The organism is Neobacillus sp. OS1-32, from assembly GCF_030915425.1.
In the GTDB taxonomy this organism is placed as follows: domain Bacteria; phylum Bacillota; class Bacilli; order Bacillales; family Cytobacillaceae; genus Neobacillus; species Neobacillus paridis.
On the sequence record NZ_CP133263.1, the window covers coordinates 3,960,805 to 3,972,998 of the forward strand.

Consider the following 12,194-nt stretch of genomic DNA (forward strand, 5'->3'; position numbering starts at 1 on the left):
TTTAGCAGATTAAATCCGTCTATCCTTATGGGTCTCAAAAATATATTACTGAAATAAAACGATAATGGCTATGTTTTATCCCAAAATGAAAAATGTGTGCTATAATATGAACGTTATATGTAGAAATATGTGCCTGTTTCGAAGTGACCCTAGAGGGGCACCATATCCGTAAGGAGGATCTACATGCTGTACCTGACCTTTATATTATGTTTTTTATGCTCCATTCTTATTACTCCTTTCGTAAAAAAACTTGCTTTTAAAATTGGAGCTACCGACCAACCAAATCAACGCAAGGTACATCATAAAGTTATGCCCCGGTTAGGCGGGTTGGCTATTTTTATCAGCTTTCTGTTAGGAATATTGATCTTGCAGCCGGAAAGTCCTTATGATGCAGCTCATCCAGCGATTGTGGCTGGCGGCTTCATTATCTTGGTGACAGGGATTTTGGATGATATTTTTGATCTTTCTGCCAGGGTAAAGTTTTTATTACAAATTGTTGCCGCGCTTGTGGTTGTCTTTTGGGGTGGAGTGGATGTAGAGTTCATTAATCTGCCATTTAACGGGCGCATTGATTTCGGTATCTTTACCATTCCCATTACGGTGCTTTGGATTGTCGGTGTCACCAATGCGATCAATTTAATTGACGGTTTGGACGGATTGGCAGCTGGTGTATCATCCATCGCTTTAATTACGATAACAGGTATGGCGGTTGTGATGGGAAATGCCTATGTGGTTGCCATGGGCATCGTTCTCATTGCCAGTACCGTTGGGTTTTTAAAATATAATTTCTATCCGGCCAAGATTTTCATGGGAGATTCTGGTGCGCTGTTTTTAGGCTATATGATTTCCGTTTTGGCCCTCCTTGGATTTAAAAATATTGCGGTCATTTCGTTTGTCGTGCCGATCCTTATTTTGGGTGTTCCCATTTCAGATACATTGTTTGCGATTATTCGCCGGCTATATAATAAAAATCCATTGTCGGCTCCGGATAAATCACATCTCCATCATTGCATTTTGAAGCTGGGTTACAGCCATCGGGAAACGGTATTATTGATCTACGCGATGAGTGCAATGTTTGGACTGGCAGCTGTTATTTTTACAATGACCACTGTTTGGGGCTCGATTATTTTTATTACGATCCTTCTTTTAGCGATTGAAATATTTGTCGAGAACATTGGTTTAATCAATAAAAATTATCGTCCATTGCTTCGGATCATGGGAATGATAAAAACAGAACGAAACCGATAGTGAGCATGAATTCGCATGCTGGCTGTCGGTTTTTGTTTTGCTAGAGTGTTCGGATGCAGCAATATGTTATGCTGTTTACCGCAAACAAAAAACCCGGAAGTGTGTTCCGGGTTAATTGGTAGTAGAAGTTGTATTGTTGTTGGTGAGCTGTAATTGATTCTGTAAAATTTGTTTAGTTTCTGCCAATTTGGCTTGATCTAATTGATAATAGTAAATTCCATCGATATAAGAGTCGGAACCGGCTAGACTGAGCGTTTCAATATTCAGGCTGTTTCCAGCTTGGAGGTAACCGAGGAAGGATTTCATTTGATCAAAAGTTAAATCCGTTTCCATATTTTTTCCGACTGCATTCATAACGTCTGCGTAATTAGCCAGCGACTTCACGGAAGCTGCCTTCGTCATGATGGCCTTGAGAATTTGTTGCTGTCTCTGGCCCCGTTGGATATCACTGTCTTTTTTCCTTGTGCGGGCCAGGGCCAGGGCTTGTTCACCATTTAATGTTTGGACACCTTTTTCCAGCGTAATCGCTTTAGGATGGTCTTTTGAGTCTTGTTCTGAGAAAGTATAGGGAACATCGACGGTAATTCCATCAAGTGCATCGACGACATCGATAAAGGCATTGAAATTCATTTTTACATAGTAATCAACTGGGATATCGAGCAGTTCCTCGACTGTTTCCAGTGTCAGCTTGACACCGCCATAAGCATGGGCATGGTTGATTTTTGTATAAATATTTTTTTCCGGAATGTGAACATAGGAATCACGCGGAATGCTCAGCAGCTTAACAGATTTTTCAGTTTTATTAAAAGTGGCAAGCATTAGGGCATCAGAACGGCCTGGACCATTCTTTTTCCGTTTTTCGCTGTCATCGACACCAATAAATAAAATCGAGGTTTTGTCAATCGTCAGCGGCTTTGCCCGGGCACTGTCGCGGTCAATCGGCTTATACGACTTATTCATGACCGATTCCGCCTTATGGTACAATGTTCCGGCGTAAACACCCGCACCTACAAGCAATAATAATATTGGTGTCAAGATCCAGAACCAAATGCGTCTCCACTTTTTTTTCTTTTTTTGACTTTTTTTATAAGATTGTCTATCAATAGACATGCCGTTCCTCCTCAACGTAGAAAAATGTCTAATTCTGGCTAAAAAACTTGAATACTAAACTTTATTTTATAATAGATTACCAGATTGGTAAAATATTTTTTTGCAGACGCCGCAACCCCTATGTTTGGGCCCTAAACGAAAACCAAACTTTTTGCGATGGCGTGATTTTTTTCCCAATTGTCATTTTATGCAAGTGCCAATATAATCATTATCAAAGATGAACCTTTTTTATCCAACGTTTTCCTCTAAATAAACGGTTTCTCCCTGGCGGATGGTGCATTGTCCGTTGGTTAATTCAATCATCCATTCTCTGAAGCTTGGAACCAGGCCTTCATCGACGTATGTTTCGATTTCAACCTTGTCTAAATAATGAATTTCTTTTATTTTATGTTCTGAGACCCGCAGTTCCTTTTCGATTTTCCCAAGCCATGTGTAGTCGATCGTCGTATGAATTACTTGTTTCAATATTCGCTCGACAATGCCAATCGTATCCAGTCCTTCAGAGGTTGCTTTGCCGTAAGCGCGGATTAAACCGCCGGCACCTAATTTAATCCCACCAAAGTAACGGGTCACAACGACGACGGTATCTTTAAGGTTTCTTTTCTTCAACACTTCGAGCATCGGGACACCGGCTGTTCCCCCCGGCTCACCATCGTCATTGGCTTTCTGAATTTGATCATGTTCTCCGATAAGATAGGCTGAACAGTTATGAGTGGCGTTCCAATGCTTTTTCTTAACTTCTTGAATAAACGCTTGAGCTTCAGTTTCCGTTTCAGCACGTTTGATTTGTGCAATAAAGCGAGACTTTTGGATGATAATTTCATGTTCACCATATTCTTTCACGGTAAAGTAGCGCGACAGCATCAAAATTTTTCCTTTCTTTTTAAAAAAATTAATGAAATATACCTTTAATATTGGTGTAAAGTTCGAATGTTATAATATACAGGTGACGGCTGGCAAGTGAAATTTGCCTGCTATTCATTTATTATACTATTTTTTTAGGGATTTGCGGGTCTTTAGGGCGATTGGAAGGGGTTTTTAATAGGGTTTCGCCGCATCTATCGGTAAAACGTGATAAAAGACCTAAAGGGAAATGATAACCCTGGAGGAAATGAGAATGAAACTTGAACAAATACAGGTAAAATCAATTGATGAGATTCGTCAAGAAATGCTCGAAACCGTAACTTGCAGTAAGAGTGATATTTTTCAAATCAGTGAGCAATGTCGTCAAGATTACAATAAATTAACAAATGAATTGGCAGAAATCAAGTTGACCATGGCCAAGCTGCTGGAAGAAGGTGAACAGCTGCGGTCACAGGTTCAGAAGGCGCGAAACAAGCTGTCAAAAGTCAGCAGAAATTTTAAAAACTTTACGGAACAGGAAATCCGTAAAGCGTATGAACAGGCGCATCAGTTGCAAATGGATCTCTCAATAAATGACCAGCTTAAGAAGCAACTGCTTGAAAAAAGCAATGACCTGGAGTATCGGCTGATTGGCCTGACTGAGACGATCGAACGGGCAGACCAGTTGATTTCGCAAATCTCAGTGGTGATGAATTATTTGCAAAGTGATTTGAAACAGTTTGGTGAAGCCTATGAACACGCAAAAGCAAAGCAGGACTTTGGCTTGAAAATTATCGAGGCCCAGGAAGAAGAACGGAAACGCCTGTCACGGGAAATCCATGATGGACCCGCGCAAATGCTTGCCAATGTCATTGTCCGCTCTGATTTAATTGAACGTGTGTATCGTGAGGAGGGGCCAGAAGCCTCGCTAGTTGAGATTCAAAGCTTTAAAAAAATGATTCGCTCGGCGCTTTACGAAGTCCGCCGGATTATCTATGACCTTCGTCCCATGGCCCTTGATGATTTAGGCTTAGTCCCTACCCTCAGAAAATACTTACAAACGATCGAAGAATATCATAACCACTCACGTATTGAATTTGAAATGATCGGGCACGAACTAAGACTGCCGCCAAAGTATGAGGTTGCCCTTTTTCGTCTGATTCAGGAATCGGTACAGAATGCCTTGAAACATGCTAATGCCGGCCAAATTAAAGTAAGATTGGAACTCTCTACTACCGCAGTGTTGGTGATGATTAAGGACAATGGGGTTGGCTTCGATATGAATCAGAAAAAGCCGGAGTCCTTCGGGATGATCGGTATGAAAGAACGGGTCGATCTGCTAAATGGCGAAATCACCTTTGATTCAAAAATGGGTAAAGGTACCACAGTATCCATTCGTGTTCCATTAATCAACTAGTGTTACTTTAAGAAATGGGTTATCGAACGATCTTTCGGTTATAGGGTGGAAATAAATTTAGCTGAGCTTCGTACACACTACCTTTATTTTCTAAAAGAGTAAAAAGGATCAGGAGGGGTACATAAATGACTACAAAAATAATTATTATTGATGACCACCAGTTGTTTAGGGAAGGTGTTAAAAGAATATTAGAGTTTGAAAAATCGTTTCAAGTGGTTGCTGAAGGGGATGATGGGACTGAAGCATTAACGCTTGTCGAAGAGTACCGCCCGGATGTCGTGATCATGGATATCAACATGCCGCAAATGAATGGTGTCGAAGCAACTCGCAAACTGGTTGAAAAATACCCGAAAACAAAAGTCATCATTTTATCGATCCATGATGATGAAAATTATGTGGCCCATGCGCTGCAAACCGGGGCAATGGGCTATCTATTAAAGGAAATGGATGCCGATGCCCTGATTGAAGCGGTCCGCGTTGTTGCTGACGGCGGCTCATATCTGCATCCAAAGGTGACGCATAATTTGGTGAAGGAGTATCGCAAGCTTGCGGCCGGTGTCTCTCGCGGCGGTTCTTATCTGCCGGCAACTGAAATTCGCCGTCCGCTGCATTTATTAACGCGCCGCGAATGTGAAGTGCTGCAAATGCTGACCGATGGAAAAAGCAATCGTGGCATCGGCGAGGCCTTATATATCAGTGAAAAAACGGTCAAAAACCACGTCAGCAATATTTTGCAAAAAATGAACGTCAATGACCGCACGCAAGCCGTCGTTTCCGCCATCAAAAATGGCTGGGTGGAAGTCCGGTAAGAATGAACGGAAAATGAATAGCTTTATCAAAAGCACGCAGGCCGCTGCGTGTTTTTTCATGGAGCTCCTCTAGTGCCTTTCTTTATTTTGCACCGAAATGATAGATATGTCAGGGGCCTCTTATCTTTCTACTCCATAAAGAATATGTATTTTCAATTTCACTCCACTAATTAAAATGAGATTCATAAATGAATACAAATTTCATAATTGAAATTGACATTATAAAATCTATCTTTACCTAAATCTGAATTTACTGAAAATTATAGTAATTTACCATTGGCACAAGATTTGCATGGATTACTCTATATTACTACCACTTTAAGGAGGCGTAAAAATATGCAAGAATATCCGAACAAAAAAATAGGCGTTCCTACTTCAGAACATCTTGATAGTGATGCTGCACACTTGGCTTCACTAGGATATGAATCTGAATTTCGCCGCGATATGAGTCCTTGGGCAAACTTTTCACTAGGATTCACTTATCTTTCCCCAGTTGTAGGTGTGTACACGTTATTTGCGTACGCACTTGCGCAAGGTGGTCCGCCAATGATTTGGAGCCTTATCATCTGCGGTCTCGGACAATTACTAGTTGCCCTTGTCTTTAGTGAGATTGTTGCACAATTCCCGGTTGCAGGAGGGGTTTATCCTTGGGCCCGAAGATTATGGGGACGCAAATTTGCGTGGATGACCGGCTGGATTTATTTAATTGCTTTGTTTGTAACCATTTCTAGTGTTGTATATGGAGCCGGGCCATTTCTGGCACAGATTTTAGGTTTTGAAATATCCGTGAACTCAACCATTGTTTGTGCAATCGTTATTCTTATACTTTCGACTATCATTAATTTTTTGGGCACAAAAGTTCTTGCAGCTGCAGCAGTCATTGGTTTTTCTGCTGAGCTTATCGGTGCCCTTGTAGTTGGTTTTTGGCTGCTTGCCACAGAAAGACATCATGGTCTCGGGGTGTTATTTGATTCTTTTGGTGCCGGGGGCGGCCATAACTACTTTTATGCATTTGCCGCAGCTGGATTAATTGGAACTTTTCTATATTTTGGGTTCGAGGCTTGTGGTGATGTGGCAGAAGAAGTACCCAATCCAGGTGTTCTGATCCCAAAGGCCATGCGCCGGACGATATATATTGGCGGGGCTGCCGCAGTTTTTGTTAGCCTTGCTTTAGTGCTTTCCGTTGCTGATATTCCAGCAGTTATCTCTGGTAAAGACGTTACACCAGTTGATACATTGTTAACAAATGCATTTGGTAAAGTTGGTGCAAAGATCGTTCTAGGGATTGTCTTGATTTCTTTCCTTTCATGTGCAATCAGCTTACAAGCGGCAGCCAGCAGACTAGCCTATTCATATGGACGTGATGATATGATTGTCGGCAGCCGATTCTTAAAAAAGTTTTCACCTGCTCGTCACATTCCACCTTATTCGTTGCTTCTTGCAGCTATTGTTCCAGCAATCATTGTTCTTGGCTCAAAAGTGTCTGAAGATGCACTCACAAAGATCATTAGTTTTGCATCATTTGGCATTTATATTGGATTCCAAATGGTTGTTCTTGCTGCACTTCGAGCTAGACTAAAAGGTTGGAAGCCAAGCGGGAAGTATCAATTGGGCAAGTGGGGACTGCCTGTGAATATCGGTGCGCTTATCTACGGAATCATCGCAATGATCAACATGTGCTGGCCCAGAACACCGGAGGCACCTTGGTATGACAACTATATCGTGCTCATTTCAGGGGTCATTGTTATTGGTCTCGGATTACTTTATATGATGATTCATCGCAGCTACGGACATAGTGACATGCCGTATGATGATGCGATACCAAAAAAATATGTCTCTCCGCATAAACAAGCGCAGTGATCTATCATATTTCAAATGGTGTTAATAGAGAAATGAAAAAAGAGGGTGCTTCCAAAAACTTTTGTAAAGTGGCACTCTCTTTTTTTGGCGCTAGTAGCTATTGGATCCTTCGTATTTCCAAGAGGCTTTTCCACATTCAACCCCCCATACTTTTTTTGGCTAATGTTGAGCAAATCTCCTAATGCGTTTTTAACATATTCTCTATTTTCTTTAATTCTGTTTCAATATACGATCTCGTATGGTCAAACCCAATAATGGCTAAAACTTTTCCAGTATGATCCGTTAAAGGAGCAAAACTTGTTTTCCATTCTCCATAAATATCTTTATATAAAGGGGTTACTCCTGGCTTCCCATTCATCGCCTCAAATGCAACTTTCATCATTTCCGACGGACCTTCATATGTATGTCCCACTGGAATGATAAAATCTTCATCGGCAACAATCGTAAGAAATTTGTTATAATCTACCGGTTTAAAAATGTAGACCCACTCAATGATTCCTTCTTGTTCTCGTATTTTGGTTAGTTTTTCTTGAACCTTTTTATAAGTGGGGGTGGATGTTGAAATACTAGAATTATTCACTAATTCAGTGATTTCTTCCGGAAGAATGACAGCTGAAGTAACAATCGCCATAGATCGTAATTGTTTATTTAAATGTTGCTCTAGTATTTGTCTTTTATTGGAAGGAGAAAGAACTGCCTGTTGTAATTTCTCACGAATTTTTTTATACTTTCTGCTCATTGTAGGTTGACTAATATCGAGTACTTTTGCTGCAAGTTTAACCGATTTATATTTTTCCATAGCCATATTAATCAGCTGTTCTTCAATCAAATCAACTGCTTCTTGCAGTGGCATTATTTGATGAACAATCGGCGGTTCTTCAATTTCAGTCTTTTTCCATGGAAGATAATGGTGAATTAGTTTTGAATCCACGTTTAATTCTTTGCTCGTGACGACAATTCGTTCAATCGTATTCTCTAGTTGCCGAACATTCCCCGGCCAATCGTAAATACAAAATAAATCAATCGCATCTGGTAAAATATGAATGTTTCGCTGATATAACGTATTATACTTAGCTATGAAATGATAGATTAAGTACGGGATCTCCTCTGTTCTCTCCCTTAAAGATGGGATTTCAATTGGTACGACATTTAACCGATAATATAAATCTTGTCTGAATCGTCCTTCTCTGACCATTTTTTCTAATGATTGATTTGTTGCAGCAATAATCTGGACATCAACATGAATCGGTTTTGAGCTTCCTAATGGGGTAACTTCTTTTTCTTGTAAAACTCGAAGTAACTTTACTTGCAAGTTCAGTGGCATTTCGGCAACTTCATCGAGAAAAATGATCCCTTCATTTGCTAGTTCAAATTTTCCGGGAGCCCCATTTTTGTTAGCACCGCTAAATGCTCCGCCGACGTAACCGAATAATTCACTTTCTAATAAATTCTCGGGAATGGCGCCGCAGTTAACGGCAATAAACGGTTTAGAGCTTCGATTTCCTAATTGATGAATGGTTTTCGCGATCATTTCTTTTCCGACACCGGATTCCCCTAATAAAAGAACGGTTGTAGATACTTTTGAAACCATTTCGATCGTGTGAAGTACCTCTTTCATTTTTGGACTATGGACGACAATCGGGGAAGTTTGTTGGGTATTTGTGTCATCGGATAGTTCCATTGGCTCTATGACATGATCGGAAATACTTTTTAATCCCCATATGATTAATTCTTCACCCGCATGATTGGATGTAAATACGGTAATGAGAATATGACTGCCATTCCATGCCTTTAATTGAAGAGAATGTACCTCGCTTTTTAATAATTTTAAAATGGGATCACCAAAGAATGAAATTTCCTCGAGCTCGGTAAACATTCTTCCTTGCAAGGAGGTCGTGTTTGTAGACCAAAAGTTTTGCAGTTTTCCGCTCCGAAATAAAATCATTCCCTGTTTATCTGTTACAATAATTTCATTGTAAATGGATAGAATAATTGATTGATAGGCTTGAAGTAATTGTTCATTCGCTAAAATCATGGACACTCCCATCGAACACTTCCTTTTCAGTAGTTTGAATTTTTCTACTATTCTAAATAAATTATTTCATATTTGAATCGAAGTTTCAAATATGAATTTGTGGAATATAGGAAATGGATATGGTAAGGATTTCAATATTGAATGAATATTTTGTAAATGAAATTTTAACAATATTGCAAAGGTATAAAAACTTAGGAAATCAATATTTTAAAATTGGCACAGTTATTGCATTACTAGTGAAGTAAATAATATAATTTTCTGATAATTTATCCGAAAAATTATATTATGATCCAAAATCAAAGGAGGAATTTAGTGTGTACGAATCAACTAATCTCGATCTATTTCCCTACCCTTTTCATAATATTAAAGAAGGTTCTAACTATCGGTATTCCAACGACTTAAGAAAACTTGAAAAGGACCATACAAATTGTGTTGTCATCACACCAGAATATGAAAAACAAATCAAAAGAAAAAGAGAATTACTGAAAGAACAGCCTGCAGTAAGATTCCAATCCTATCCACATACGATGGAAATGCAATGGGAAGTAGTAGAAATGCTGATTGAAATGGCGGTTGAACGCTATCCGGAGCACTTCCAGGTGGAAAAGAACGGTAATCATTGGACTTTCCATAACTACATCTTAAATGAAACGGAATCGTTTATTTTTGGAGATGCATCAAGTATCGAGCTTGAGCCGCTTGATTTAATTGGCCGTCACTTCACCACGGACTTCGTTTTAATGGTTCACAGAGATGGTAATCTATATTTGGAAGTCGCCCAAGAATCTTATGCCGCTTTATTCTCACCTCACTGGAATAAAGGAATGACCTTTGACGAAATTCACGCACCGGTGCCGTTTGTGTCACGCACGGGTGTGCCGCTGGCTGAAAGAGTTCGCAATTTCTTAATTCGCAATGTTTTACCAGGCGAACCTTGGACGAGAATTAACTGGAACTTGATGGCGAATCGTTGGGATGTAAACTATGAAACCTTTGATACTTGGGGGCCAACACGCTTTTTGGTCACTCCTGAAAATGCCGGCGATCTCGTAAGACTACGTGTAGAAGAACAATTTTTCTATCGTATGCCAAGAAGTAATGCGATTTTGTTCGTGTTAAATACGCAGTTCCTGGCAATGAAAGATTTAGTATTAAGGCCAGAATGGCTGAAGCAAACCTACTCGATTCTATCAGACATTCCAAAACCAATGGCTGATTATAAAGGGTTTACGCCATTTATTGAGCCTACAGTAGAATATTTGAAAAACTTAGTCGAAAAACTGGAATGGCAAGTAAACTAAGTCTTAATGATTGGGGGTATGAAAAGTGGTATATAGCAGCCCGGTATTATTCGATCAATCGGTAACCATTGTAGAAAAATTTACAGTAAGACAGAATGGCAGAAAAATACTGATTATTTCTGCTGAACCAAAAGAAGCAGACGCCATCCAACAATTGATTGACGAAATAAATGGTCAAATAGAATATGAGCTCATTGAGGTTAATGATGAAATCCAACTGAGCCATGTTAATGAAATATTAGATCGGCAAAAAATGGGAACGCAACTTTATATTTCAGCTAAATGGGAGGATGCTGTATCTATTTTTGCAGCGGCCATTGAGGCCGGCTTTTCAGAAGGTGAAATTCAGACACTAATTTCTGGCAAGAAGAAACGTTATGTTTATTGTTTAAAATGCTATCATTTGCAAGAAGCAGCAGAAGAAGAAACGGATATCATCTGCAGCCATTGCCAAATCAGCCTGGAAATTGGCCCTTTCTTCTCAAGAGAGCGCAAAGGATATATTGGCTATCCTTACAACCCTGCTTTTGCAACGACAAATTAACGGAAGGACATAACGATGGGAGTGATTTTGATGAAAGCATTCGGAAAGATTGAAGTATATGTAGGAAAAATAGTTCAGGAAACAAAACTTATAAAGCGCTTCCACTTGTATCCAGCTGATCGGGAATTACTGCCTGCCTTTACCGGGGGATCCCATATTGCCACTTATGTAAAAAATGGCGCTGAGACCATTGAAAGGAACTACTCACTTGTTAGTCATCCAACCGACCGTACCCAATATGCGATTGCTATTCGGAAAGACGACCATTCAAGAGGCGGTTCTGTTTATTGGCATGATGAAATCAAAGTGGGAGATCGGTTAGAAATCAGTTGGCCAAAAAACCATTTCCCACTGGCTTTTAAAGCAGCAAAACATCACGTGTTTTATGCAGCTGGAATCGGGATTACTCCATTTATGACAATGATGGAAGATTTAACAGCTGAAGGTAAATCCTTCGAATTGCATTATGCAGCAAGAACAAAAGCGGATTGCGCGTTTTATGATTATTTAATGGCAAAATATCCTGGAAAATGTCATTTCTATTTCTCTAGAACAAAGATTCCGAAAAAAATGACACCTGTTACACTGGCTGAACATCGAATTGGCTCACATGTCTATTTCTGTGGACCCGCTTCAATGGTAAAAGAGTTTCGAGAAGCCGCTGAAAGCTATGGTTACCCAAGCCATGCGATTCATTTTGAATTATTTGCTATTGCTGATGAAAGACCCAAAAATCCTTTTGTTGTAAAATTGACGAACAGCAATAAGAAAGTGGCAGTTTCTGAAAAGGAAACGTTATTAGAAGCGCTATTAAAGGCTGGGGTTCAGGCTCCCCATTCTTGTAGAGTAGGCGGATGTGGAAGCTGCGAAGTGCAGGTGGTGGAAGGAGAAGTGGATCATCGTGACCACTTCTACAAAGATCATGAAAGGGGGTTAAAGAAAGTTATTTTAACTTGTTGCTCCAGAGCCAAAGAATCCGAAAAGGAGCTTGTTCTGGAACTGTAACTTTTTTAATAGATTCATATTT

General features: G+C 39.8%; 10 protein-coding genes. 7 read left to right on the top strand and 3 right to left on the bottom strand.

All coding sequences use genetic code 11. The annotated features are described in order from the left end of the window. Positions 1–183 precede the first annotated feature (183 nt). A complete protein-coding gene (locus RCG24_RS19370) occupies positions 184–1,248 on the top strand; it encodes a glycosyltransferase family 4 protein (protein WP_202656296.1) in 1,065 nt (354 codons plus the stop codon). A gap of 111 nt (positions 1,249–1,359) precedes the next feature. On the opposite strand, the gene RCG24_RS19375 is transcribed toward RCG24_RS19370, so the two are convergent. Further along, positions 1,360–2,358, bottom strand: coding sequence for an LCP family protein (locus RCG24_RS19375; protein WP_202656295.1), 999 nt, complete (start codon positions 2,356–2,358; stop codon positions 1,360–1,362). Positions 2,359–2,586: 228 nt separating this feature from the next. Next, complete coding sequence (locus tag RCG24_RS19380; protein ID WP_308077793.1) at positions 2,587–3,222, bottom strand: YigZ family protein; 636 nt, start codon at positions 3,220–3,222, stop codon at positions 2,587–2,589. 253 nt (positions 3,223–3,475) lie between these two features. On the opposite strand from RCG24_RS19380, the gene RCG24_RS19385 reads away from it, so the two are divergent. From RCG24_RS19385 to RCG24_RS19395, 3 genes are all read left to right on the top strand, one after another. Continuing rightward, the gene (locus RCG24_RS19385) at positions 3,476–4,618 is read left to right on the top strand and encodes a sensor histidine kinase (RefSeq protein ID WP_202656293.1); all 1,143 of its coding nucleotides are present in this window, start codon (positions 3,476–3,478) and stop codon (positions 4,616–4,618) included. A 125-nt stretch (positions 4,619–4,743) separates the two neighbouring features. Further along, entirely contained in the window at positions 4,744–5,427 is a 684-nt protein-coding gene (locus RCG24_RS19390; protein WP_308077794.1) for a response regulator transcription factor, read from the top strand. Positions 5,428–5,763: 336 nt separating this feature from the next. Beyond that, positions 5,764–7,287 (top strand): APC family permease, encoded by a 1,524-nt coding sequence (locus RCG24_RS19395; RefSeq protein ID WP_308077795.1) that lies wholly within the window; start codon positions 5,764–5,766, stop codon positions 7,285–7,287. 178 nt (positions 7,288–7,465) lie between these two features. Here RCG24_RS19395 and RCG24_RS19400 read toward each other — a convergent pair whose 3' ends face one another. Then, entirely contained in the window at positions 7,466–9,334 is a 1,869-nt protein-coding gene (locus tag RCG24_RS19400) for a sigma-54 interaction domain-containing protein (protein ID WP_308077796.1), read from the bottom strand. A gap of 302 nt (positions 9,335–9,636) precedes the next feature. On the opposite strand from RCG24_RS19400, the gene RCG24_RS19405 reads away from it, so the two are divergent. Genes RCG24_RS19405 through RCG24_RS19415 form a run of 3 tightly spaced genes read left to right on the top strand, consistent with a single transcriptional unit; the run spans position 9,637 to position 12,172 of the window. Beyond that, entirely contained in the window at positions 9,637–10,623 is a 987-nt protein-coding gene (locus RCG24_RS19405; protein WP_308077797.1) for a heme-dependent oxidative N-demethylase family protein, read from the top strand. A 25-nt stretch (positions 10,624–10,648) separates the two neighbouring features. Further along, the gene (locus RCG24_RS19410) at positions 10,649–11,167 is read left to right on the top strand and encodes a dimethylamine monooxygenase subunit DmmA family protein (RefSeq protein WP_308077798.1); all 519 of its coding nucleotides are present in this window, start codon (positions 10,649–10,651) and stop codon (positions 11,165–11,167) included. Positions 11,168–11,197: 30 nt separating this feature from the next. After that, entirely contained in the window at positions 11,198–12,172 is a 975-nt protein-coding gene (locus RCG24_RS19415) for a PDR/VanB family oxidoreductase (RefSeq protein WP_308077799.1), read from the top strand. The last annotated feature ends 22 nt before the right edge of the window (positions 12,173–12,194 follow it).